Below are 26384 nucleotides of genomic sequence, written 5' to 3'. Positions count from 1 at the left end.
GATACAATGATTAGACAGTGCATTACACCATCAACATTAGAAGCGGTATTAAATATATTAGATGAAGAAGGAAAAGATGTAGAACTGATAGCTGGAGGAACTGATTTAGTGATTGATATAAGAAATGAAAAATTCAAAAAAAGTAAACTTCTAAATATTGCAAAGTTTAAATTACTGAAGTTTATTAACATAAATGAAGACAAAACTTCTATAGGATCAGGAACAAAATTCACAGACATTGTTGAAAATGGTGAAGTTGAAAAGTTATTTTTAGGATTGTGGAAGGCGTGCAAATCTGTAGGAGCACCTCAAATACGTAATATGGGAACAATAGGAGGAAATATTTGCAATGGTTCTCCAGCAGCAGATTCTGTCCCTCCATTGTTAGCATTAGATGCTAACTTAATTATGATTTCTAAAGATAAAGAAAGAGTGATTCCGCTGAGGGAATTTTACTTAGATAAAGGGCGTGTGGATAGAAGAGAAGATGAACTTTTATATGCTATAAAATTCAATACTTTGAAAAGAAATGAAGGAATTGCATTTGAAAAGCTCGGACTTAGAAAAGCTTTAGCGATTTCTAGAATCTCATGCTCCATTTATATACAACTTGAGAAAAACGATTATATAAAAAATATCAGAATTGCAACAGGCGCGCTAGGAAAATATCCGCAAAGAGAAGTTGAATTAGAATGCATGTTAAAGAATCAAGAAATTAGTACAGGACTCTTAAATACTGTATCTAAGCATATGTCTCACATTGTAGAACAGAGACTAAAAGGAAGAAGCTCAATGCATTTTAAAAGAAGTGCTATTTCTGGATTGTTTATAAAAACATGCAAGGATGCAGTAGAGGAGGCTAAAAAGAATGTTTAGGATCAACTTTACTATAAATAATAAAGGGTATACAGTTGATGTAGATGAAGCATTAAGATTGGTTGACTTATTAAGAGATAAATTTCAGCTTACGGGGACGAAAGAAGGATGCGCAGAAGGAGAATGTGGTGCTTGTACAGTCATTATGGATGGAAGAACTGTGCAGTCTTGCCTTGTTATGGCATTTCAAGCTGATGGCAGTAATATTACCACGATAGAAGGGCTTGAAAGAGAAGATGGACTTCATCCTATTCAAAGAGCATTTTTAGATGCTGGAGCAGTTCAATGTGGTTTTTGTACTCCTGGAATGGTATTGTCATCGAAAGCATTATTAGATAAGAATAGTAATCCTTCGAGAGAAGAAATTCGTGAAGGACTTTCAGGAAATTTATGCAGGTGTACTGGATATAACAAAATTGTGGATGCAGTTGCATTAGCTTCAAAATATTTAAAGGAGGAAGAGTCGGATGGAGCCTCTGAAAATAGTAGGAAATAGAGAAATAAGAGTGGATGGGATGGCAAAAGTAACAGGTAAAGCGATATATCCTCAAGACATATTTTTAGAAAATGCTTTATACGGCTATACCGTTCGATCTACAAAAGTGCATGCGAAAATTGAAGTTGATATAAAAAAAGCAGAAGAAATAGAGGGTGTTGTAAAAATATTAACCCATAAAGATGTGACAGGAATGAATGCGCATGGTGTTTTATTTAAGGATCAAGAAGTGTTCTGTAGCCAAAAGGTTCGAAGAATTGGCGATCCAATTGCCTTTGTGATTGCAAAATCACAGAAGGTAGCAAAAGAAGCTTCTAAGATGGTAGAAATTAAGTATACAGAGCTTCCAGCAGTTTTCGATCCTGTTGAAGCGATGAAAGAGGATGCACCCATCATACATGATACGACCAATATACGCTATTATTATAAATGTAGAAAAGGGAATGTGGAAGAAGCTTTTAAAAAATGTGATGTGATTGTAGAAAGAGAGTACAAAACATCCATGGTTGAACATGCATTTTTGCAGACAGAATCAGGTGTATCTTATGTAGATAAAGAGGGTGTGATAAATGTATGTGCAGCTACACAATATCCACATTTTGATCAGCTTGAAGTTGCAGAGGGACTTGGTGTAAATAAGGAGCAAGTAAGAATTATTAATCCAGCTGTAGGTGGGGCATTTGGTGGAAGAGAAGATATAACACTTCAGATTCATCTAGCATTAGGCGCATATTTGCTCAAAAAACCTATAAGGATGACTTACTCAAGGGAAGAATCTTTCTATGCGCATGCGAAAAGACATCCAATAGTCATGAAATATAAAACGGGTGCTGATAAAAATGGAAAATTAATAGCGATGGAAGCAACACTCATAGGTGATACAGGAGCATATGCTTCATGGGCAATAAACGTAATGAGAAAAGCGGGCGTTCATGCTACGGGACCTTATGAAATTCAAAATGTAGCGATAGATAGTTATTCAGTTTACACAAACAATCCATATTGTGGCGCGATGAGAGGCTTTGGTGCTACACAAGTACCTGTTGCTTCTGAGCAACAGATGGATATTATTGCTGAAAAATTGGGGATCAGTCCTATTGAGATACGATTACGAAACTGTTTTAAGGTAGGAAGTAAAACAGCTACGGGTCAATTATTAAATGAAAGTGTCCCATTAAAGAAGTGTATAGAGGAAGTTCAAAACAAATTGTTTTAAAGAAGAGAGGTGATAGTGTGAAAAAAAGAGGTAAAGGCATAGGGGCAACTTTTTATGGTACAGGATATGGAAATGGGTTTCCAGATGTATCAAAAGCAGTAGTTGAAATAGACAAGGACGGAAAGGTGTCTATTTATTCATGTGCAACAGAGGTAGGGCAAGGTGCGAAAACGATTATGATGCAAATTGCTGGTGAAGTATTAGGGTTAGGTGTAAATGATATAAACTTTATATCTGAAGATACTTCGTTAACACAGGATTCAGGAACAGCCGCAGCGAGTCGTCAAACTTATAATACAGGAAATGCGATAAAACTTGCGGCAGAATCTATGAAAAATAAACTACTAAACTTGGCAAAAGATTATTTGAAGTTAAATGCTACTTTGGGATTAGAAATGGAAGATCATAAAATATATTTAAAGATGGAACCGGAAAAGTGTGTGTATTTTAATCAACTAGTAGAAAAAGAAAACATAAAAGTTTCAGAAAGTTTTACAGCGCAATCAACACAAATGGATGAAGAAACAGGTCAAGGGTCTCCTTATTGGCCATATACCTTTAACTGCTACGGTGTTGAGGTAGAAGTGGATACAGAAACAGGGATCGTAGAAGTGATAAAAGGTGTATGTGCGCAAGATGTAGGAAGAGCAATTAATCCAGAACTCGTGGAAGGACAAATCGATGGTGGATTTGCAATGGGACTAGGTTATGCCATTATGGAAGACTTAAATTGTGTAAATGGAAAGATTCATAATAATAAATTTTCAAAATATTTAATTCCAACTGCACTAGATATGATAGACCTTCAAAAAATTATTGTGGAAGATCCAGAATCTACCGCTCCTTTTGGTGCAAAAGGAATCGGAGAACCAGTAATGACGGCTGTTACACCAGCAATATTAAATGCTGTATATGATGCAATAGGCGTAAGATTTTATGAAATTCCTATTACGCCAGATAAAGTATTAAAGGCAATAAATGATTCATTAAGAGAGGGTGAATAAGGGATGAAAGACATTATAAAATTAAGGATTGATATAGCTGCAGGAAGAAAAAAAGCGTCTCTTGTGCTAAAGAACTGTAACATTGTGAATGTGTTTACTGATGAAATTATTTACGGTGATATTGCAATAGAAAAAGATACAATTATAGGTATAGGCATATATGAAGGTAAAGAAGAAATAGATATGTATGAAGCATATGTTGCGCCAGGACTTATTGATGGACATCTGCATATAGAATCCTCAATGCTAACGCCATCTGAATTTTCAAGAGCCATTTTACCAAGAGGAACAACGACAATCATTGCAGACCCACACGAAATCGCAAATGTATGTGGATTAGCAGGAATAGAATATATGATTGATGAAAGTGAGAAATTACCTTTATCTGTATATATTATGTTGCCTTCTTGTGTTCCAGCTACTTCTTTTGAAAACTCAGGCGCTGTATTGAATGCTAAAAAGCTAAAAACACTTGTTGATCATCCAAGAGTATTAGGACTCGGAGAATTGATGGATTATCCAGCTGTAATTAACGGGGATGAAAAAATATTAGATAAAATTCATATTGTAAAAGATAAATTAATAGATGGGCATGGACCTGTCATTTCGGATAAAGCATTAAATGCTTATGTAGTGGCAGGAACAAAAACAGAACATGAGTGTTCTACTGTAGAAGAAATGATCAATCGGTTGCGTTTGGGTATGTATGTTCAAATAAGAGAAGGTTCTGCAGCTAGAAATTTAGAGGTACTGCTTCGTGGTGTGACAAAAGAAAATCTTAGAAGATGTATATTTTGTACAGATGATCGTCATCCTGAAGATATATTGATGCATGGGCATATTGATAACAATATTAGAGAAGCAATCAAGGGTGGTTTAAATCCAATATCTGCAATTAAAATGGCAACACTAAATGCTTCAGAATGCTATGGATTGAAAAATGTAGGTGCTGTAGCGCCTGGGTATAAAGCAGATTTAATTGTAGTGGATGATTTGAAAAAATTTAATGTTAAAACAGTATTTAAAGAAGGAAAATGTGTAGCACAAAATGGAAAGGCGCTATTCCATGTAGATAAACATCTTAATCCTTCAGTGTTAAATACTATGCACATGGATAAAGTAGATTTAGAAAAATTACGCGTGAATGTTCAAACGGATATTGCGAATGTGATAAAAATATTTCCGCACAGTTTAACTACAGAAAAAGTAGTAAGAAAAATTCAAACAGAAAATGGTGCGTTTAAATTTCATAAACAATTGGACATTTTAAAAATGGCTGTGATTGAGAGGCATAACAAAACAGGAAATATAGGGCTTGCACTGGTAGAAGACTTCAAATTAAAAAATGGAGCCATTGCTTCTACAGTGGCACATGATTCTCATAATCTTGTTGTTATTGGGGATAGTGATGAAGATATGCTATTAGCAATCAATGAGATTGAAAAATGTGGTGGAGGTATTACGATTTGTTCAAGCGGAAAGGTTTTAAAAACTTTGTCATTGCCTGTTGGAGGACTTATGTCAGATATGACGATTGAAGAAGTACATATGAATCTAAAGGAAATGATAGAGATTGCTTATGGGTTAGGGGTGAACAAAGAGATTGATCCATTTATGACATTGTCATTTCTTGCACTGCCTGTAATACCACAAATAAAATTGACGGATATGGGTTTGTTTGATGTTACAAAATTTGATTTTATTGAATTAAGCGTAAAAGAGTAAGTGTCAAACAAGATAAATAGAATTTGAAATTCAAAATTTAATACAAATAAAGGGTGAAAAAATGGATTTAGTACGTGTGAAATTATTTGATACACCAGTGGTTATAAAAAATGAAAAAAAGATAGATTTTTCATTTAAAAAGGCTGAGGCGCTATTTTATTATTTATTGATTTGCCAACAAGCTACACGTGATACTTTGGCGAATATTCTATGGGGTGAAGTAGAAGAAAAAACGGCAAAAAAGAATTTAAGACAAGCAATGTATAAAATCAAAAAAGATTTTGATATGGATATTATTATTTCTCCTAAAAAATCTGTGGTCATGTTAAATAAAGATATTAAGATCGAAACGGATATCCATCATTTTTTAAGAGATGAAGAAAATAGTATTGAAGTATATACGGGAGAATTTTTAAAAGGTTTCCATGTGAAAGATGGAGAACCATTTGATGAATGGATGATGCAATATAGAGATAAACTAAAGGATTTGTATATGCAAAGATTAAATAGAAAAATAGAAGATGCGCGCTCAGAAAAAGATGTACAAACTGTAATTGCTTATGCAAAAAAACTAATTGAAATAGATAATTTTGATGAAAAACCTTATCGGATTTTAATGAAGACTTATGCAGATGAAGGTGTATTTCATAAAGCCATTGATGTATATAATTGTTTGGTACATGTATTAGATCATGAACTTGGAATAGAACCGGATTTTAAGACATCTAAAATTTTTGATGAAATTTTACTTACGCGTAATACAATGAAAGTGAAAAAAAAGAAAGAAGTAGACTTTTTTTATGGAAGAACTTATGAACTTTCCATACTTGAAAAATATTATAAACAATTTAAAACAAATGAAGATAGCAAATCGTTAATGATTCGGGGAGATGCAGGAATTGGTAAAACAAAATTAAAGGAGAAATTTTTAGAAAGTATTCATCTAGAGGAATGTATTTTATTAGAAGGTCAATGTTATCAAGCGGAACAATATTATTTATTTAAACCATGGAATGAGATATTTATAAAATTAGTAGAGATTATTAAAGAAGAGAAAATTGAAATTCCTCATTTGTGGAAAACTATCATCAGTAATATATTTCCTAGTTTTGCAAGAGAGAATGGAGACGGAATTACACATTTAGCAGAAAAAATGGATTTGTTGAAACATCAAGTAATAGAAGAAGTAATGATTGCGGTACTTAAAGAAGTATCAAAAAGACGAAAAATATTATTGGTTTTTGAAGATATTCAATGGATGGATGATATAAGTATATCTTTGCTAAACAATATGCTGATGCATCAGAAAAAAAATAATATATTTTTTATTGGAACATTGAGAAATGGATATGAAGGAAAAATTCATAAATCTATACGATCTGATTTACGACATAATAGACTTGAGGAAATTATACTCAACCCATTTAATAAAGCACAAGTACAAGAATTTGTTCAGATGGGTATGCTAAAATATTCATGGAATGAAAGGTTGTATGATCAGATTTATCATGAAACAAAAGGGAATACCTTTTTCTTAAGCGAAATATTAAATAGTATAAAAGAGAAAGGGAATATGACATATATGTCTCCAAAAATGAAGGATATATTAAAAAATAGATTTTTAGATATTTCTAAAGAAGGAAAAGAACTTTTAAATATTGCATCTTTATTTTTTGATAAAGTAAGTTTAGATATGTTGAAACTTCTTACTTCAAAAGATGTATTGACAGTAATGGATATTGTGGAGGAACTCCAAAGTAGAGGGATAATAAGAGAAGTAAGTGATAGTGAAGAGATTAGCTTTGCTTTTACACATCAGAAGTTAAGAGCATTCATTTATATAGATCAATCCAGCGTAAGAAAAAAAATATTGCATAATCATATCGGATTGATTTTTGAAAAAAAATTACATTATGATAAAAGAGACCGATTTTTGTATTCAAAATTGATTTATCACTTTGAACAAGGGGGAAATGAACTTCTGGCGCTGAAATATAGAATGAAAAATTTAGATGTATATTTTAATTTTACCCATGAGTTATTTCCTGTTTTAAAAGATGGAAACATAGAGGACGAATATGTAAGTTATTTGAGCCAACAGGAAGGGATCAAGCAAATCAAAAATATTGAAAAAAATATGATAAAGATTCTTCGTAAAGAGTCTGATTCAGAAGAAATAAAGAGGCTCCGTATTAATTTTTTACATATTAGAGGAAGATATTTTATTCGAGAAGGAGAATATGAGAACGGGGTTTGCGATATTCAAAAAATGATAGAAATTGCACGAGAGATAAAAGATGCTGACTACGTAATAAAGGGATATAGACAAATGATTTATTACGGAATACAAACATACAATGTAGAATGGATGGGAAAATATATTGAACTTGGTTTGGATTTAGCTAAAGCATATAATGATCAAAAAGATACTGGAATTATGCTGAGATTAAAAGGAATAGAAAAGCTTATGGATGGAAAGCATGAAGAAGCTGAAGAATTTTTAAAACAATCTATTCGTATTTTTGAAGTTGTGAACGAATATGAAGATAAATATACATTAAATATGGCAGCTGCATATAATTATATCGGAGAAATTAGAAGACAAAACATGAAATTTATGCGTGCATTGGAATATTATGATCGTGCAGTAAATGTATGTGTAGAGAAAAATGTTATTGGTGGACTTACGATCTTTTATACGAATGGGGGGCAAACAGCTTTGGATATGGGAGATGATGATCGCGCAAAAGTGTATTTTGAAAAAGCCATTCAGTTGTTTGATCAATTAAACACGTTATGGGGAAGATCTACGGCTGAGGGATATATGGCATTATTGTTAATTAGAAAAGGGGAATATAAAAAAGCATTAAAATGTCTAATGAGGGCAGAAGAATATGCTAAAAAGATGAAAAGTCCTTATGAAATGGGTTTGTTATATCGTGTAAAAGCAGAAATAAAGGTGCGTATGAAGGACAATGGATGTATCCATGAAGTATTTAAAAATTATTTAACACTAAATATAAAAAATTATTGTGATAAAGGAATAGAATTTTTAAAGCAAGTAAAAGATCCTTATGAAATAGAAATATTAGGAGTACTCAAAAAAAATGCTTAGCTGCTTAATAATATTTAGCAGCTAAGCATTTTTTTATGAAGATTTTGTGGATTTATTTTCTTCTCCCTGTAGGTAAACAAACCAATAAACAGTCCCTACAAATAATGCGCCTCCAATGATATTTCCAATGGTTACTGGAATTAGATTATTGGTGATAAAGGTGGTCCAATTTAAATTTGCTAATTTTTCAGGCGAAAGATGAGAGGCTGCTGCCCAACTGCTATTGGCTTTTGCCAAAATACCTGCAGGAACATAATACATATTTGCAATGCTGTGCTCAAAACCAGATGTGATAAATAACCATATTGGAAAAAATATACCAAATATTTTTCCAATCATACTTTTGGTACCATATGCTAACCACACAGCTAAACAAACAAGCCAATTGGCCATAATGCCTAAATAAAGAGCAGATAGAAATGGTAATGCTACTTTGTAAGAAGCAATTTTAATCGTTACGCCACCAAGTACATCTGCACCACTACTTAATAATCCTGATTGTACAATCATGAAAGCGATAAACAAAGAACCTATGAAATTTCCTATATATACAGTAACCCAATTTTTTAGCATATCACGAATACTTACTTCACCTTCTAAAACACTGATGATGATTAATGTATTTCCTGTAAATAATTCTCCACCTGCCAAAAGAACAAGCATTAAACCCGTACCAAAAATTGAACCTGCTAAAACTTTTCCTAGACCATAGGTTTCAGGTTTTGCAAATAAATTAAATGCAGCCATATTAGAGCCTTCTGATGCAAAAGCAATAAATGATCCTGCTAAAATTCCTAATATAAGTTGAGAAAGCATGGAGAGTCTTGTCTTTTTAATGCCGGTTTGTACTGTAGCTGTTGCAATTTCAACAGGTGTTAAACATTGTTTTGGATCCATTGTATCAGCCCCTTTTTTAAAATTTATAGATTTTATTCTTAGGATTGAACGACAAAAAGTTAATAATCAACGAAGACTATACTATTAGTCTAATCATTCTTATATACTATATAGTTGCCGTCACTAAAGCGTCAATATATAAATAAAATTAACGAAAAAACAAAGTGAGGGTGAAGAAACTTTCCTTTACTATGCAAAAATAATATAATAGCAGTATACTATAGGCGAAATTTCAAATTAAGGGATAAGAGAAAATAATTTGTTTTAGCATATCCCTAAGTGAGGATAAAGGGTGAGGAAAATGGATTTAATACGTGTGAAATTATTTGATAGTGCCTTCGTTTATAAAAACGAAAAAAAAATAACCTTTCCATTTAAGAAGGCGGAAGCTTTGTTTTATTATTTATTGGTTTATGGACAGGCTACTCGGGATACATTGGTGAATCTTTTATGGGGAGAAGTAGAAGAAAAGGTTGCAAAGAAAAACTTAAGACAAGCTATGTATAAAATCAGAAAGACCTTTGATATGGATATTGTTATTTCTCCTGAAAAATCTATCGTTATGTTAAATCCAGACATTCAAATAGAAATAGATATTCACCAATTTTTGAAGAATAAAGAAACGGCTATTGAAGTATATAACGGAGAATTTTTAAAAGGATTTCATGTAAAAGATGCTGAAGAATTTAGTAGTTGGATGATACAATATAGGATGTATTTAAAAAATGTGTATATTGAAAGGTTAAATCAAAAAATTGAAGATGCTTTTTCGAAAGACGATATAGAAGCAATCATTTTTTATGCAAAAGAAATGATTAAAGTAGATGATTTTGATGAAAAGGCATATCGAATTTTGATGCAGGGATATTCTCATAAAGGAGAATTTAATAAAGTGGTTGAGGTATACAATCATTTAACCTATATACTAGAAAAAGAACTTGGAATAGCACCAGATGCTGATACCTGTAAGATTTTTGATGAGATATTACTGATACGTAATATAAAGAAGGTAAATCAAAAAAAAGAATCAGATTTTTTTTATGGTAGAGTGAATGAAATTGGAATATTAAAGAAAAACTATAAAGCTTTTCAAGAAAATAAAGGGAACAAATCATGCATTATTATGGGAGAAGCAGGTGTAGGAAAAACAAAATTAAAAGATACATTTTTAGAAAATGTAAAAGGAAGTGAGATTTTATTAGAAGCGCATTGCTATCAAGCAGAGCAAGGACATTTATTAAAACCATGGAATGAAATTTTTATAAAACTAGTAGATATTATAAAAAAAGAGAAAATAAGCATTCCTAGCTTATTGAGAAATATGATTAGTCATGTATTTCCAACATTTGCAATAGAAAATGGACAAACCAGTATTAATCCTGTGGAGAAAATAGATTCATTGAAGTATCAAGTAATAGAAGAGGCGATGATTGAAGTACTAAAAAAAGTAGCACAAAGAAGAAAAATTGTATTGATTTTTGAAGATATTCAGTGGATGGATGAACTAAGTATCGCTTTGGTAGGAAGTATTTTATTACGTGTGCATAATAACATATGCTTTATCGTAACTTGTAGAAATGGATATAAAGAAAGAATTAGTGAATTGATTACATCTGCTATTAGATATAATAAACTTGAAAAAATCACGCTGAATCAATTTACAAAATCACAAGTACAAGAATTTGTACAAATGGGACTGCCGAAGTATTCGTGGAATGAAAAATTATATGATAGAATCTATAAAGAAACGGAAGGCAATGCTTTTTTCTTAAGGGAAGTATTAAATAGTATAAAAGAAAAAGGATATATTACACAAATGTCTGCAAAAATGCAGGATATATTAAAAAGTAGATTTGTAGATGTTTCTAAAGAAGGAAAAAATCTATTGAATATTGTTTCTATGTTCTTTGACAAAGTGAATTTGGATATGTTAAAACTCCTTAGTTCAAAAAATGTATTAGAAATAATGGATACTGTGGAAGAACTTCAAAGTAGAGAAATTTTAGAAGAAGTTATTGACAGTGAAGAGATTAGTTTTGCCTTTACACACCAGAAGTTAAGAGAATTTATTTATCTTCAACAATCAAGTGGAAGACGAAAAATACTACACAATGAAATCGGAATCCTTCTTGAGAAGAAATTACATCATAACAAAAGCGATCGATTTCTTTATTCTAAATTAATTTATCACTTTAAAAATGGAGGAAATCATGTTTTTGCACTCAAATATAAGATGAAAAATCTAGATGTACATTTTAATTTTACACATGAGTTATTTCCAGTTTTAAAAGATGGAAACATTGAGGAAGAGTATGGAAGTTACCTAAGCCAAGAAGAAGCGATTCGGCAACTACAAGATATTGAAAAAGACCTTTTGCGCGTAATTGAAAAAGAACCTGTATCTGAAGAAACAAAAATGCTTCGTATTGTTTTTTTGCACATGAGAGGAAGGTACTTTATCAGAGAAGGAGAATATGGAAAAGGCATTCAAGATATTCAAAATATGATAGGATTAGCACTACAGATGGATGATGCAGATTATGCGCTAAAGGGATATAGGCAAATGATTTATTACGGAATACAAATTCATAATGTTGCGTGGATGAAAAAATATATTGACGTTGGCTTAGAATTAGCAGAAGCATGTAATTATCAAAAAGACACGGGAATAATGCTTAGATTAAAAGGAGTTCAAAAAATAATGGACGGAGATTATGAGGAAGCTGAAGAAATATTAAAAAAGTCTATTCGCATTTTTGAAGAGACAAAGGAATATGAAGATCAATATACATTAAATATGGCAGCAGGCTATAATTATATTGGAGAAATCAGGCGTAGGAATATGAAATTCCTGAGTGCTTTAGAATATTATGACCGTGCCATAGCCGTGTGCGCAGAGAAGAAAGTCATTCATGGACTTACCATATTCTATACCAATGCCGGACAGGTAGCCTTTGATATGGGAGATGATGACCGAGCAAGAACTTATTTTGAAAAAGCGATTCAGTTATATAATCAATTAAACACCTTATGGGGAAGATCTACAGCACAAGGGTATATGGCAATGCTTCTCATAAGAGAAGGAAACTATCAAAAGGCATTAAAATATTTAATGAGGGCAGAAAAATATGCACAGCAGTTAAGAAGTCCTTATGAACTAGGGTTACTATATCGTATAAAAGCAGAAGTAAGAGTGCGTATGAAAGAAAATGAAAGTATTAAAGAAATATTTAGTGATTATCTGACCTTAGATATAAAACAGTATTGCGATAAAGGGATAGAATTTTTAAGACAGTTAAAAGATCCTTATGAAATTCAAATATTAGAAATATTAAAAAAAAATAGTTAGAAAATATACCAAGGCTTATAGATGAACTGAATGAAAGAGGTGAGCATTTTTTTGAACGAAAAATTAAAGCGATTAAAAGCGAATACAAATAAAATGTATAGTTTGATAGAGAAAAATATATAAATATAAATTTAAAGGATTTATTGATCATAAAGAATATAGTTAAGAAAAAGATGCAAGGAAATATGAACTTAATGTACCACAATACGGGAAAAATAATCATTTTAAGTTTCCTTATAGATTTAAAGGAGGGATGATTTTGGAAGATTTAAATATATTACAAAATATCAAAATATTATATGTAGAAGACGAGCGTATTACTAAAAATCAAGTTTTTAGATTTTTAAAAAAAAGAGTTGGGAAAGTGGTTTTGGCAGAAAATGGAGAGGATGGAATTAAAAAATTTATTGAATATAAACCGGATATTATTATAACCGACTTAATAATGCCAGATATGAGCGGTATTGAAATGCTGAGAAAAATTAGAAATGATGGTTATAAGTGTCCTTGCATTATTACTTCAGCATTATCAGATTCAAAAACAATTTTAGAGACTGTAGATTTAAAAATTGAAAAATATTTAATAAAACCTATTGATGTGGATGCATTGGTAAAATCCTTAAAAGATATCGTAAGTGAAGAATTAGAATGTAGTGAAAATTTATTAGTAATAAACAGACAGTTTATTTTAACAGATGATAAAAAAAGTGAATTAGAACTTGAAATTCGAAACGTATATTCAAGATATTTAAAAAAAGTTACAGGAAAAGGCGCTAAAATAATTCAAGTTTTTATAAAAGGAAAAGAAATAGAAATACTATCCAAAGAAAATTTAACGGCTATTGAAGAAAATTTACTGTTAGCTGGAGAAAATTTTAAAGCGATAGAAATAATAAGAAAAACTGTATATGAACATACAAAAGTAGATATTGAAAAGCAAATCGCTGATTTGATCAATAGAAATGTGACAATTAAAAAAATAGAAATATGTCCAAAAGAAAAATATGAAAGAATTATCGTACATGTTACGAATTAATCGTATAGACTTATTTATTTTTAATGTATTTGTTTCTGATGACAATAATAAGGGAGAAAGATGAACTCTTGCTAGAGAAATCAGCGCTATTGACAAAATAAACAAAAATGATATAATTTGTATAGATTCCTAAATTGCATTTTATATAGAGAAAAATTTTAATAAATAAAAGCAGATATATTAAAATATATAAACTGTTTTTATATTAAAAATTATATTATGATACAATAAAAATTTTATAGGGTAGGTTATGGAAGAACTATTTAAATCAAATACTTATTTGCAATTTAAGTGGCCCATAATAAAAGACGTACTGTCTTTTGTTATGGGCCATTTTTATTTACTTCTTATTTTTAGAATACGAAAAATGCAATAACTTAGAATCCATATTGGTATTAAATAAATAGGAGGCATTAAGGATGATATACAAAAGATGGACGAAAGAAGAGACCAATTATTTAATTTTTAATTATTCTAGAAAAAGTATTATTGCGATTGGTGCGAATTTAAATAGAACGAAAGATTCTGTTTTTAAAAAAGCAAAAAGATTGGGATTAACAACAGAAATGAAGCATTGGATAGAAAATGAAATTAATTTTTTGGTAGATAAATGGGGAAAAAAACCTGCTGATGATATAGCAAAGGAACTAAATAGAAGCATCCTTTCGATAAAGAAAAAAGCAATTGAATTGAAATTGGGGCCTGAGAGGATTGCTAATGGTGAATTTTTAACTACTGGAGATATAGGATATCTATTAAATAAAAATCCAGGTTTAATCTATAGATGGATAAAAGATGGAATTATTAAAGGGAAGTGTTTTGGGAAAAAGAAAACACTTCAAACAAAGCCAGATCATTTGATAATTTTTTTAAAAGATTATCCTGAGAAATGGTGTGCGAATAAAGCAAGAATAGATTTAATAAAACCTTACTTTTATTATAAAAACCGTGCGGATTTACCTGATTGGTTTACTAATAAAGTTAGAAAAGACGTATACTACAAAAATAGTCCAACAGGTATTTTATAACATAAAAGCTTTCTATATTAAAGGAAATATTCGAAATACATGGATCTAATTCATCCAGTCCTTTATAGACTGTTGATTATTTATTTCCTGCAAAAGAGCTACTATTTCTTTTTTGTGATCTAGATTATTTAGTTTGCTTAATATAGTTTCAAGTTCTTTTTTTAACTCATCCTTAAAATTGTACAATTTTCCTTGCCGAGTTGCATGTAATATTTCTTTGAATTTTTTTTGAATGATAAAGTCCATAATTTTACTGGGATTTTGCATTGAAATAGCCTCCTATAAATTTTTTATGGTATAAGTATTCTATATAGCATATAATATTCCTTTAGGTACTTAATGGAAGAACTTTTAGCAAGAAGGGGTAAGAAAATTTTATTTCATGATTCATCGTTGTAATATGCGACTGAATTAAGCACAACATGTATAAGCGTTTATCCTATTTTATATATTTTATGAATAGTATATTTTGATAAAACACATATATATATGTAAATAGAAAGGAAATTGAAGAAAAGCATAGAAATAGATAGTTTTTATAAGAAAATTGAATAAAATGTTAAATAATTGGTAAAAATGAAAAATATAGCGCATAAATGTGGCAAAATCAAGTTTGCCTAATAGATATAGATGTAATAAATTATAGTTAGCACTCGACAGTGGTGAGTGCTAACAATGTTAAGAAGATTGTAAATTAAATATATATTTCAAGGAGGGTTTCTAATGAATAATATTAAACCGTTAGGCGACAGAGTTGTAATTAAGAAACTAGAAGCAGAGGAAAAGACAAAGAGTGGTATTGTCCTTCCAACACAAGCAAAAGAACAACCACAAATGGCTCAAGTAGTAGCAATTGGACCAGGTGGTATGGTAGATGGAAAAGAAGTAAAAATGGAAGTAACAGTGGGCGATAAGGTAATATTCTCAAAATATGCAGGAACAGAAGTGAAATATGATGGAATTGAATACACAATTTTAAAGCAAAGTGATATTTTAGCGATTGTTGAATAATAAAATAATCATACATAATTGGGAGGTAATTAAAAATGGCAAAGGAAATTAAATTTTGTGAAGATGCACGCCGAAAGTTAGAAACAGGTGTGAATAAATTAGCAGATACAGTAAAAGTAACATTAGGACCAAAGGGAAGAAATGTTATTTTAGATAAAAAATTCGGTTCACCACTTATTACAAATGATGGGGTTACGATTGCTCGCGAAATTGAGCTAGAAGATGCTTATGAAAACATGGGTGCACAGCTTGTAAAAGAAGTGGCTACAAAAACAAATGATGTTGCAGGAGATGGTACAACTACAGCAACATTATTAGCGCAAGCAATCATTCGAGAAGGTCTTAAAAATGTTGCAGCGGGTGCAAATCCAATGATTCTTAAAAAAGGTATTCAAAGATCTGTAGATGTTGCAGTAGACGAGATTAAAAAGATTTCTAAAACAATTGAAAGTAAAGAAGCCATTGCACAGGTTGCGTCTATTTCTGCATCAGATGAAACAATCGGGAATTTAATTGCGGAAGCTATGGAAAAAGTAGGAAAAGATGGTGTAATCACTGTTGAAGAATCTAAAACAATGGGAACGACATTAGATGTGGTAGAAGGTATGCAATTTGATAGAGGATATGTATCTCCTTACATGGTAACAGATGCAGAAAAAATGGAAGCATTGCTTGAAAATCCATATATTTTAATTACTGATAAAAAAATTAGCAATATTCAAGAAATTCTTCCAGTTTTAGAGCAAATTGTACAACAAGGTAAAAAATTATTAATCATTGCAGAAGATTTAGAAGGTGAAGCATTAGCAACACTTGTTGTAAATAAATTAAGAGGAACTTTTGAATGTGTAGCTGTAAAAGCACCAGGATTTGGAGATCGAAGAAAAGCAATGCTTCAAGATATTGCAATTCTTACAGGCGGTACAGTAATTTCTGAAGAACTAGGGCTAGATATTAAGGAAACTACTTTAGATATGCTAGGTCGTGCAAATTCTGTTAAAATCGATAAAGACAATACAACCATCGTCAATGGCGGAGGAGAACCACAAGGCATTCAAGACCGTGTAAGACAAATTAAAGCGCAAATAGAAGAAACAACTTCTGATTTTGATAGAGAAAAATTACAAGAAAGACTTGCAAAACTTTCTGGAGGTGTTGCAGTAATAGAAGTAGGTGCAGCAACTGAGACAGAATTAAAAGAAAGAAAATTAAGGATTGAAGATGCATTAAATGCGACACGCGCTGCTGTAGAAGAAGGTATTGTAGCAGGTGGTGGTACAGCACTGATCAATACAATTGGGGCTGTGGAAAATTTAATTGCTACATTACATGGAGATGAAAAAACGGGTGCAGTGATCATTAGACGTGCCCTTGAAGAGCCAGTAAGACAAATTGCTGAAAATGCAGGATTAGAAGGATCAGTGATCGTAGAGAAGGTTAGAAACAGCGAAATTGGTATCGGTTTTGATGCACTAAACGAAAAATATGTAAACATGATTGAAGCGGGTATTGTTGACCCAACAAAAGTTACACGTTCAGCACTACAAAATGCTGCCTCTGTATCAGCTATGCTACTTACAACTGAAGCTGCTGTTGCAGATATTAAAGAAGAAGGTTCGATGCCAGGAATGCCTCCAATGGGTGGCGGAATGCCAGGTATGATGTAAGCATAATAAAAGAGAATCGCGGTAAAAGCGATTCTCTTATTTTTTTTATTTTAATTCACTCTTCATTTGGTTATATTTATCCTTAGCACTTTGTACATCTTGAGCAGGTGCTTTTTTTACTTGGTACCAACCTCTTTGATTCATAGATTGAAAGATATTTTCTTGATTAGACAATACATTTTGTTCACATTGTAATAATAGGTTTCTTAAATTAGAACAAGATGATTCAGTAATACCTACTGTGTAAGCAGATGAAACCTGTTTTTCAGACATTAACAAGTCATTCATCAATTCTTTTTCTGTAAAGCTTGCTTGGTGTGCCACTGAAATACCTCCTTTAGGATATGAAAATATAGGGTAAATTATTGATGAGAATTCAAATAATTTAATAAATTATTGAAGTTTTGGTTATGCTTTTGTCCACCTTGCTGACAAACATTTTTAAGCTGTGGGTCTGTACAATATTCAGCGTATTGGATTAACTTTTTATTCATCATGCATTCATAATTCAATTGATCTTCTAAAACTTTTAAATTAGGTGCATCTAGCTGTGCTTTCGTGTTCATTGGCATTGTAAATATTCCTCCTTTGTAACATATAGTTTATTATTTGTTTACTTGATTAGTATGTGAATTATAATAAAAAGTATTACATACAATAATTGTAAGAATGAAGGAATGAATAAAATTTTTTAAAAATATATTTATAAGTAAAGGAAGATAGGGAAAACTAAAAGCAAGTATAAATATATTTAAGGAGGTTACTTGGATGAATGAATTTATAAATAGGATTTTTAGAAATCTGACCAGAAAAGAATCTAAAAAGAGGGAATCAAACGTAGGATTAATTAGTAAAATGCCAGAGAATGTACTTTATGGAGAAGATCCAGGAATCGTTCCTTCAGACGATTTAAAAAACCAGTTAGACAATGATATAAAATAAGGAAGTGTAAAATTTTCACACATCCTTATTTGTATATACAAAATGATAAGAATTTTTCTATTATTTTATTGAATCTAATAAAATTTTTGGATAAACTATAGATAAGTTTATTTTAAAATAAATAGGGTTCAATAATAAATATTGTGATAAATCGTATACATACTCTGTCAAGATATACGATACAGGAAAATTATTGATATATTTTCCATGAACGTAGAAACATAATTTTAGATATATTTGATATTTTTATCTATATATAGTTATTATTCCTATAAAGGATAATTATAACAAAATAAGTAGTTACACGTATCCTAGGTACCTTGAAAAACTGAAATTTTAAGCACATTTAAATTCGTGTTTCACTTTAATTTCCCAATTATCACGATTACGATATTCGTAACTTCTTAGGAACTTTCTTTTTATTTTTTTGTCACCCAATAGGTGAAATTAAATTTTATGGAAACAGACCATTGGTAGTAGTTATTGATTGGAAAAACAAAAATGGCATGTTATATCAGTAAATGATTTTGGATTATTAAATTTAGTATTAGCAAAGACCGGAGTAGCATCTGCTGATACAAAAGAATTATCAATAAAGCCTAAATCTTTAACAAGCAAAACTAAATTCTGCATAATATTAGAAAAATATTGATTAGGAGTATTTTTAATAAATCTTTCAAAAGTCCAATAAGAATGTAAAGGTTTAAATAGATCAAAACCATAAAGATAAGCAATATAAAGCATTTAAAGTTATGCTAAATGCTATTATTTCTATATAAGGAGGGGGCGCTTATGAATTCAAAAAGAAATGTTATATTCTTAAGTTTTACATTTGCTGTAACATGGGCAACACACTGGATATTGGCTTATATTATACAGAATGATATATTACAACTTGAACAATCATTGAGTCAGCTATTGTTGTTTGTAGGAGGAAGTGGACCAATTGTTGCAGCGTATGTTGCTATAGCTCATACTAAAGATGAGGGTGATCAGAAAGAATTTCATTCTCGGGTACTAAAAGTAAAAGTAAATTATAAATGGCATCTGATGGTAGTGCTAACCCCTGTGGTTTTGGGCGGTGTGGCAGTAGCCATAGGATACTTTTGTGACAATCAAAGTTTAGTTTATAATCCTATTGAACCTTTTTATTTATATATACCAGCTTTTCTTAATTCTATTATTGCTGGTGGCATTGAAGAATTTGGATGGAGAGGGGTAGTTTTGCCTGAATTATTAAAAAAATATAATGCTATGATTGCCACTGTTATTCTAGGTGTGATATGGGCTTTATGGCATCTTCCACTTTTTTATATACCTGGCACAGGACAATTTGAATACTCATTTATTATTTTTATTTTATCCTGTATAGGTATAAGTGGTTTCTTAACTTGGATTTATGTTAATACAAAAAGTATTTTCCTTTGCGTTGTTTTTCATGCTAGCTTAAATGCTTCAGGTATAATAGGATTAACTGTTTTAAAAAGTGATATAATAGCATATGTTATATATACCATTTTAGAAGTAGTTATTGGATTGTTGTTGTTGATGAATTTAGATAAGAATAATACAGAAATAAAACAAGAGGCAGGCTGCTAAAGTATTAATATAGTGGTGTTAGATATATATTCTAAAAAATCTAATAGGGATAGACTTTGATTTTAAAATAAGGCGCTATATAATATTATCCTGTGCAAACTTAATATAACGCTTATGCCAGTCTGTACAAATCACAGAAGTAACATAAAGCCTTTCTAAATTGTTTGTTTTGATGCTACCTTTAGAGATCATTTCCATTACAATATTGTTGTTTCTATCAATTGCAGTAGCAATACACACTTAGAACCACTAGTCTTGACTTTAGATGTCTTGGCAATATCTATAATTCGTAATTTAGAAAAATGCACTAAATGATAAGTAAATTATCGACCGAAAAACCAATACTTGACAGATGAAAATAAATTTGTTATATTTTAAGTGTATTATTATATATAACACACTTAATACGATTAGTACAGAGGAGGTGTAATATGTTTCAAATCGATTTAACGAGCAGAAAGCCCATATATGAGCAAGTGATGGATAAATTTAAGCAGTTAATTATAAAAGAAATACTTAGTGCTGATGAAAAAATCCCTTCAGTGAGAGAATTAGCAACGCAGCTTACGATTAATCCCAATACAATACAAAAATCATACCGAGAGCTAGAAAGACAAGGGTACATCTATTCTGTTAGAGGAAGAGGAAATTTTGTTTCTAATAAAATAAAAAAGGTGGATGAAGAAAAATTGAATAAATTAAAACAGCAAGTTCAAAACTCCTTATCGGAACTTATTTATTTAGGAATAGAAAAAGAAGAATTGATTGAATTAATTGAAAAAACCTATGCAATGATAAAGGGAGGAAGTAGAGATGATTGAAGTAAAAAAACTTTCAAAATCCTTTCAAAAGCATCAAGTTTTAAAAGATGTTGATTTAACGGTGAAAAAGGGTTCGATTTATGGGTTAATTGGTGCGAATGGTTCTGGAAAAACCACTTTGATAAAGCATTTAATGGGAATCTATAAACAGGATGCAGGAGAAGTTTTTATAAACAATGAAAAGGTTTTTGAAAATAATGATATAAAAAAAAGTATTGGTTATATTCCTGATGAACTGTATTATTTTCCAATGTACAGCATGAAAAATATGGCATCATTTTACAAAAAAATCTATCCGAATTGGAATGAAGAAAGATATATAAATATGGTACATACATTTGAACTAGATGAGAATAGGAGAATCAACAAATTATCAAAGGGAATGCAAAGGCAAGTAGCTTTTATTCTTACGCTTTCAACCATGCCAGAGGTAATGATTTTAGATGAGCCAATTGATGGATTAGACCCATTGATGAGAAAAAAAGTTTGGAAATATATCGTTGAGGATGTTGCAGAAAGAGATGTGAGCGTACTGATTTCTTCTCATAATCTAAAGGAGCTTGAAAGTATTTGCGACTATGTTGGGATTTTAAATAGAGGACAAATGTTAATTGAAAGAGATTTAGATGAATTAAAATCAGATGTACATAAGATTCAAGTTGTTTATAAAACAGAAATTCCTGAAGAAATAACGAAAGATGTAAATGTCTTGCATCAAGAAAAACGTGGAACTGTATATCTTTTTATCGTTAAGGGAGAGCAAAAAGAGATTGTTTCTAAGTTTAATAAATATAACCCAATGATACTAGATATTCTTCCCCTTACATTAGAAGAAATTTTCATATATGAATTAGGAGGTGTCGGATATGAAATCCAAAATGTTATTTTTTAATATACATATCGTATTAGAAGATTTAAAAAGATACTGGGGAATGGCAGTACTCTACTTTTTGACTTTGTTTTTTTCAGGTCCATTAAATATAATGTCTTTATTTAATAATCCGAATGAATCTCCTAATAGCGCCATAAAAAACTTCTTAAACCTAAGACACGCAGATTTGCAAATGGTGCTTTCAATAGGCTTTCCAATATTATTAGCGGTGCTAATCTTTCGATATTTGCACCAAAATAAGTCAACTACTGTAATGCATTCCTTTCCAATTACAAGAGGACAGCTATTTCACAGTCACAATATAGCAGGTGTTGTATTACTGCTTCTTCCAGTAGTGCTAACCGCTGTTATTTTAATCGTTCTTTTAAATATACATCATGATGGAAGTAAATTATTTGAAGAAATATTTACAATTTCCAGTATATTGAAATGGGTTTGGTTTAGCACATTAACAAATCTCATTGTTTATGTTATTTCAGTTTTGGCAGCAATGATTACTGGTATATCCCTAATTCAGATGATTTTATCATTTATATCTATTTTTTTACCTATAGGAATTAGCTTTTTAATGATTCATAACTTTGATCAGCTTTTATATGGCTTTGTCATTAATGATCGCTTACTTGAAAGATCTGTTGCCAAAATAATACCTATCACATCATTTATGTGTAACGAAACAATCGATTCTAATTTTGTATTATGGTATATATTTCTAAGTATAGCCCTATATTTTATAGCATACCTTGTCTATAAAAAAAGACATTTAGAAAGTGCATCAGACACAATTGCTTTTGAACTATTAAAACCTATATTCAAATATGGATTTACCTTTTGTTCAATGATTTTAGGTGGCGCATACTTCTATATGATAGAAAGAATAGATTCATGGTTATATATTGGATATTTTATGGGTGCAATTTTAGGATATCTTATTGCAGAGATGATTATCCAAAAATCAATTTGGATTTTCAAAAACTTAAAAGGATTTGCCATCTATGGGATAGTAATACTGATTGTTTTTACAGGAATAAAATTTGACTTAGTGGGCTATGAAAAAAGAATCCCTAATATAGCGGATATACAGAGTGTGTATTATGGAAATGGCTTATATCGCTATTGGTCAGATGAAGAAGATCGTGACAATCATTTAAAAACCGCAGAAAATATTCATCTCGTTAGAGCGCTCCATTCAGAAGTAATCGCACACAAAGATGAATTTATACAGAAACGGGAAAATAGATCTACGGAACGTATTGGTATTGCATATAACCTTAAAAATGGAAAAACACTTACAAGAGAATATGATGTTCCTACAGAATTTGTAAATACAAATGATGCGATTTCTAAAATATATGAATCAACAGAATACAAAATGAATTACTACGATATTTTTCATTTAAATCTTAATAAGGTAAACTATATTGATATTGATCCAAAATTAAAGGATATATCTGAACCAGTAAAAATTGTAGTATCAGATGAGATGGGTGAGATGATTAATGCGATAAAAGCTGACATACTAGATGAAACCTACAAAGAGTTTATGAATAATAAAAGTCATTGGGCAGATATACATATAATATACCATGATAAAGAAAAAAGTTTGGAATCTGAATATAGAAATAACGATATATATATAGCATGGAAAAAACACGATAAGCATCTATCTAGCTGGCTTAAACAAAATGGATATTATGAAAAATCAAGAATTATGCCTAAAGATATAGATTATATAATCATTGAAAAAACAAGCAAAGAGATAAAAAATAGTGATTCTTATGATCCAATGGAATTAAAAAAAGAATTAAAAGAAAATAAAAATGAAAAGAGACTAGAAATAAAAGATAAAGAACAAATGGAAGAAATATTGGTTAATTATGGAGTTGATTGGCGTGATGAAAAAAGCTATATGATAGGCATCTATTATACGAATGGTGTGAATGATCTAGTTTGGATGACGCAAGAGAATGCACCCGAATTTGTGAAGAATTTTTTTGAGTAATAATAAATGGCAAAGGCATTCAATCCTATGAATTGAGTGCCTTTTATTATGGTTATATAGAAGATGTTAGAAGAAAAAGGATTTGATAAGAATATTCTAAATATATGAGCAAAGTGAATTTTTTTTGAAGGATTATTTATTTTAGTGTCAAATAAATAATTAGGGGTGAACGGCATATTATTCTATTTTATGAATAGAAATACTTTTGATGATATAATAACTCTTTAATCATAGTATCTGTTAAATGAATATTTAAGTCATCAGAATAATGCTTTATAAAAATTTGGCGTAGGGTCATTGGAACATTTTCTCTTTGTAGCTTATGAATAAAAACTGTGATTAAGCTTATATTTTTTTGAAACATCAATATACCCATAGTCTATCCCTCCTGATCAATGTATGATTGTGTGCTTTGCTTCTAAAGAATACGACAGATGGAAAATATTTAAGGTACGTTTATATGTAGTAAATTATGGTAATAATTAAAAGCTTAATGAGTGAGCAAATACTTAGATAAGAAGGAGAATGAATCATGTTTCAAAGCTTATTTAAAAAGAAGAAAGAAAATAGGTTGAAGGAAGAAGGAAATATGGATAAAAAAGAAACTGCTATTGCTGAGATAACCTATAAAAAAAAAGAGCATCAATTATCAAATGTATCTGAAGAAGAAATCGCAAAAGCAATAAAGTCTTTATTGTCTAAAGATGAAAGATAGAAGAAGCTACCAATGAAAGAATGAATGGAAATAAAATGGTTTAGCAATTTTATACTTGTTGAAATTTCTTAGAGTATACAGTAAGATTATGAATAAGATATAATTGAATAAAGGAGAGGAATAATTATGAACCAAAATACAAAAAAAATTGTGGCCATAACCATTGCGGGGATGATGGTTTTAAGTGCATTTTTCACAGTGTTTTCTATTTTCTAGAGATTATAGATTATCCTAATAATAGATTTTTATTTTTTCTAATCTCTAAGCGTGTGAAAAGGATGATTCTATGCAAAACAAATCAAGAATATACTGCAAAAAGTGTAAAAATTATTATATTACATGGGATATAAAATTTCCAAATGGTTGTAAATTATTTAGCATGAAAACCCAGTATATGCCCTCTGTACTTGTGTATCAATCTACTGGGCAAAATTGTACACATTATGAAGAAAAATTTTTTGAAAAATAAATTTTAAAATAGTGAATGAAACTTGCTTTTTTTAGGGATATGACTTTGGATGAAAGTCATATCCTTTTTGTTTTTGCATAAGTTTATAAGAATAGAGGTATCGAATTTATTTTATCTCTATTGAAAATACATGATAAAGGGGGATGCTTTTATGCAAGGCTTTTTAGACCTTATTGCCGCAATATCAGGATGGATTTGGGGTACGCCAATGATGATTATTCTTGTTGGTGGAGGAATATGGATGACGGTAGCATTAGGTTTTTTTCAATTTAGATATCTTCCATTCATCATTAAAGAAACTTTTGGTAAGATGTTTGCAAAAGCTGAAGGAGAGGGAACCATATCACCTTTTCAGGCTGCAACTTCAGCACTTGCTTCAACAATTGGTGCATCAAATATTGTTGGGGTTCCTGTTGCCATAGCTTTTGGAGGTCCAGGAGCAATATTTTGGATGTGGCTTACTGCTATTTTAGGTTCTGCACTTAAATTTTCAGAAGTTATATTGGGTATAAAATATCGTGAGAAAAATGAAGAAGGAGAATTTGTAGGTGGACCTATGTATTACCTTACAAAAGGGGTAACACCTATTTTAGGGACAATATTTGCTTTTGGTTTAATGATTGAATTAGTTCCTTCTATTGCAGCACAAACTGTTTCTGTTGTGCAAACTGCAAATACGATAGGCATTCCAAATATGGCAACCGGCATTGTTGTAGCGCTAATTGTTGGGTTGGTTGTGTATGGTGGGATTAAGAGGATCGCACAGGTTACAGAAAAATTAGTTCCATTTATGGCTATGTTATATCTTATTGGTGCATTGATTATTATTGTAATCAATATTGGTAGAGTTCCAGAAGCAATAGGTTTAATATTTAAATATGCATTTACACCTGTTGCAGCTGCGGGTGGTTTTGCTGGAGCTGGTATTGCAGCAACCATGAGATGGGGGATCGCTAGAGGAACTTACTCTAATGAAGCGGGTATGGGTACAGCGCCAATTGCTCACTCAGCAGCAGTTACGGATCATCCTGCTCGTCAAGCTATGTGGGGAATTTTTGAAGTAATTGTAGATACATTGGTTGTTTGTACAACAACTGCATTGGTTGTTTTGACAACAGGTCTTTGGAAGGAAGTTCCACCATCTGAAGCGGCTTCTATACCTGCTCGTGCTTTTCAAGGATTGATGGGTGAAGGTTTTGGTGGAGGTATTGTAACAATTAGTATATTGTTGTTTGTGGTTTCTACAATCATTGTTATTGTTTATTATGGTGAAAAACAAGCAGAATATCTTTTTGGCACAAGATTTTCGAAAGTTATGCGCGCCATATACATTTTGTCTATTTTCTTAGGAGCAGTTGGAGGTATTGAATTCTTATATCAATTCCTTGATATTTTATTGGCAGCAATTATTATTCCAAATATGATTGGTGTTGTATTGATGACAAAAGAAATTAAGGAATTGAAAAATGAATTTTTCAATGATCCAAAATTTTATCCTGGCGCGAGACTCAAAAAATAAAAGTT

25 protein-coding genes are annotated in these 26384 nt (G+C 30.8%); 18 read left to right on the top strand and 7 right to left on the bottom strand.

Going from position 1 to position 26384, the window contains the following annotated elements:
- The first annotated feature begins 6 nt into the window (after positions 1-6).
- From EV214_RS08490 to EV214_RS08465, 6 genes are all read left to right on the top strand, one after another.
- Positions 7-876, top strand: a complete 870-nt coding sequence (locus EV214_RS08490; RefSeq protein ID WP_132244693.1) for an FAD binding domain-containing protein — start codon at positions 7-9, stop codon at positions 874-876.
- The gene (locus EV214_RS08485) at positions 869-1372 is read left to right on the top strand and encodes a (2Fe-2S)-binding protein (RefSeq protein WP_132244691.1); all 504 of its coding nucleotides are present in this window, start codon (positions 869-871) and stop codon (positions 1370-1372) included. Before EV214_RS08490 ends, EV214_RS08485 begins: the two co-directional genes overlap by 8 nt.
- Positions 1344-2588, top strand: coding sequence for a xanthine dehydrogenase family protein molybdopterin-binding subunit (locus tag EV214_RS19375; RefSeq protein ID WP_132244689.1), 1245 nt, complete (start codon positions 1344-1346; stop codon positions 2586-2588). Before EV214_RS08485 ends, EV214_RS19375 begins: the two co-directional genes overlap by 29 nt.
- Before the next feature lie 17 nt (positions 2589-2605).
- A complete protein-coding gene (locus EV214_RS19370) occupies positions 2606-3592 on the top strand; it encodes a xanthine dehydrogenase family protein molybdopterin-binding subunit (protein WP_279233115.1) in 987 nt (328 codons plus the stop codon).
- Between the two features lie 3 nt (positions 3593-3595).
- Entirely contained in the window at positions 3596-5317 is a 1722-nt protein-coding gene (gene ade, locus EV214_RS08470) for an adenine deaminase (RefSeq protein ID WP_132244687.1), read from the top strand.
- A 61-nt stretch (positions 5318-5378) separates the two neighbouring features.
- Positions 5379-8432 (top strand): AAA family ATPase, encoded by a 3054-nt coding sequence (locus EV214_RS08465; RefSeq protein ID WP_132244685.1) that lies wholly within the window; start codon positions 5379-5381, stop codon positions 8430-8432.
- Positions 8433-8465: 33 nt separating this feature from the next.
- Here the strand turns inward: EV214_RS08465 and EV214_RS08460 are convergent, their stop codons facing one another.
- On the bottom strand, positions 8466-9329 hold the full coding sequence (locus tag EV214_RS08460) for a formate/nitrite transporter family protein (RefSeq protein WP_132244682.1): 864 nt from the start codon (positions 9327-9329) through the stop codon (positions 8466-8468).
- 301 nt (positions 9330-9630) lie between these two features.
- Here EV214_RS08460 and EV214_RS08455 point away from each other — a divergent pair, with 301 nt between their 5' ends.
- The 3 genes from EV214_RS08455 to EV214_RS08445 all read left to right on the top strand — a co-directional run bounded on the left by EV214_RS08455 (position 9631) and on the right by EV214_RS08445 (position 14742).
- Positions 9631-12678: a tetratricopeptide repeat protein gene (locus EV214_RS08455; protein ID WP_132244680.1), complete on the top strand. Its 3048-nt coding sequence runs from the start codon at positions 9631-9633 to the stop codon at positions 12676-12678.
- A gap of 259 nt (positions 12679-12937) precedes the next feature.
- Positions 12938-13714: a Na-translocating system protein MpsC family protein gene (locus EV214_RS08450; RefSeq protein WP_132244678.1), complete on the top strand. Its 777-nt coding sequence runs from the start codon at positions 12938-12940 to the stop codon at positions 13712-13714.
- A gap of 419 nt (positions 13715-14133) precedes the next feature.
- The gene (locus EV214_RS08445) at positions 14134-14742 is read left to right on the top strand and encodes a hypothetical protein (protein WP_132244676.1); all 609 of its coding nucleotides are present in this window, start codon (positions 14134-14136) and stop codon (positions 14740-14742) included.
- Positions 14743-14787: 45 nt separating this feature from the next.
- Here the strand turns inward: EV214_RS08445 and EV214_RS08440 are convergent, their stop codons facing one another.
- Entirely contained in the window at positions 14788-15009 is a 222-nt protein-coding gene (locus EV214_RS08440; protein ID WP_132244674.1) for a hypothetical protein, read from the bottom strand.
- 456 nt (positions 15010-15465) lie between these two features.
- Between EV214_RS08440 and groES the strand changes: the two genes are divergently transcribed.
- Positions 15466-15753, top strand: a complete 288-nt coding sequence (gene groES / locus EV214_RS08435) for a co-chaperone GroES (RefSeq protein ID WP_132244672.1) — start codon at positions 15466-15468, stop codon at positions 15751-15753.
- A gap of 35 nt (positions 15754-15788) precedes the next feature.
- On the top strand, positions 15789-17420 hold the full coding sequence (gene groL / locus EV214_RS08430) for a chaperonin GroEL (protein WP_132244670.1): 1632 nt from the start codon (positions 15789-15791) through the stop codon (positions 17418-17420).
- Between the two features lie 45 nt (positions 17421-17465).
- On the opposite strand, the gene EV214_RS08425 is transcribed toward groL, so the two are convergent.
- Together EV214_RS08425 and EV214_RS08420 are read right to left on the bottom strand one after the other, a co-directional pair.
- Positions 17466-17744, bottom strand: coding sequence for a spore coat protein (locus EV214_RS08425; RefSeq protein WP_330571282.1), 279 nt, complete (start codon positions 17742-17744; stop codon positions 17466-17468).
- A 38-nt stretch (positions 17745-17782) separates the two neighbouring features.
- On the bottom strand, positions 17783-17992 hold the full coding sequence (locus EV214_RS08420) for a hypothetical protein (RefSeq protein ID WP_330571281.1): 210 nt from the start codon (positions 17990-17992) through the stop codon (positions 17783-17785).
- Between the two features lie 196 nt (positions 17993-18188).
- On the opposite strand from EV214_RS08420, the gene EV214_RS18725 reads away from it, so the two are divergent.
- Complete coding sequence (locus EV214_RS18725) at positions 18189-18362, top strand: hypothetical protein (RefSeq protein ID WP_165916312.1); 174 nt, start codon at positions 18189-18191, stop codon at positions 18360-18362.
- A 480-nt stretch (positions 18363-18842) separates the two neighbouring features.
- On the opposite strand, the gene EV214_RS18720 is transcribed toward EV214_RS18725, so the two are convergent.
- Positions 18843-19106: a hypothetical protein gene (locus EV214_RS18720; RefSeq protein ID WP_165916311.1), complete on the bottom strand. Its 264-nt coding sequence runs from the start codon at positions 19104-19106 to the stop codon at positions 18843-18845.
- Positions 19107-19154: 48 nt separating this feature from the next.
- Here EV214_RS18720 and EV214_RS08415 point away from each other — a divergent pair, with 48 nt between their 5' ends.
- The gene (locus tag EV214_RS08415; protein ID WP_165916310.1) at positions 19155-19961 is read left to right on the top strand and encodes a CPBP family intramembrane glutamic endopeptidase; all 807 of its coding nucleotides are present in this window, start codon (positions 19155-19157) and stop codon (positions 19959-19961) included.
- 75 nt (positions 19962-20036) lie between these two features.
- On the opposite strand, the gene EV214_RS18715 is transcribed toward EV214_RS08415, so the two are convergent.
- Entirely contained in the window at positions 20037-20201 is a 165-nt protein-coding gene (locus EV214_RS18715) for a hypothetical protein (protein ID WP_165916309.1), read from the bottom strand.
- Between the two features lie 191 nt (positions 20202-20392).
- Here EV214_RS18715 and EV214_RS08410 point away from each other — a divergent pair, with 191 nt between their 5' ends.
- The 3 genes from EV214_RS08410 to EV214_RS08400 are packed head-to-tail and all read left to right on the top strand — an operon-like array spanning position 20393 to position 23676.
- Positions 20393-20782, top strand: a complete 390-nt coding sequence (locus tag EV214_RS08410) for a GntR family transcriptional regulator (RefSeq protein ID WP_132244666.1) — start codon at positions 20393-20395, stop codon at positions 20780-20782.
- Positions 20775-21674, top strand: a complete 900-nt coding sequence (locus EV214_RS08405) for an ABC transporter ATP-binding protein (protein ID WP_132244664.1) — start codon at positions 20775-20777, stop codon at positions 21672-21674. The genes EV214_RS08410 and EV214_RS08405 overlap by 8 nt, the downstream gene beginning before the upstream one ends.
- The gene (locus EV214_RS08400; RefSeq protein ID WP_132244662.1) at positions 21649-23676 is read left to right on the top strand and encodes a DUF6449 domain-containing protein; all 2028 of its coding nucleotides are present in this window, start codon (positions 21649-21651) and stop codon (positions 23674-23676) included. Before EV214_RS08405 ends, EV214_RS08400 begins: the two co-directional genes overlap by 26 nt.
- 187 nt (positions 23677-23863) lie before the next feature.
- Here EV214_RS08400 and EV214_RS08395 read toward each other — a convergent pair whose 3' ends face one another.
- Positions 23864-24052, bottom strand: coding sequence for a hypothetical protein (locus EV214_RS08395; RefSeq protein ID WP_132244660.1), 189 nt, complete (start codon positions 24050-24052; stop codon positions 23864-23866).
- 156 nt (positions 24053-24208) lie between these two features.
- On the opposite strand from EV214_RS08395, the gene EV214_RS08390 reads away from it, so the two are divergent.
- On the top strand, positions 24209-24391 hold the full coding sequence (locus EV214_RS08390) for a hypothetical protein (RefSeq protein WP_132244658.1): 183 nt from the start codon (positions 24209-24211) through the stop codon (positions 24389-24391).
- 620 nt (positions 24392-25011) lie between these two features.
- On the top strand, positions 25012-26379 hold the full coding sequence (locus tag EV214_RS08380; protein ID WP_132244653.1) for an alanine/glycine:cation symporter family protein: 1368 nt from the start codon (positions 25012-25014) through the stop codon (positions 26377-26379).
- Positions 26380-26384: the final 5 nt, after the last annotated feature.

The sequence above is a fragment of the Marinisporobacter balticus genome (genome assembly GCF_004345705.1).
Classification (GTDB): Bacteria; Bacillota; Clostridia; order Peptostreptococcales; family Thermotaleaceae; genus Marinisporobacter; species Marinisporobacter balticus.
The sequence above is the reverse complement of the archived record's forward strand: the minus strand, read 5'-3'. Positions and strand labels throughout refer to the sequence as shown.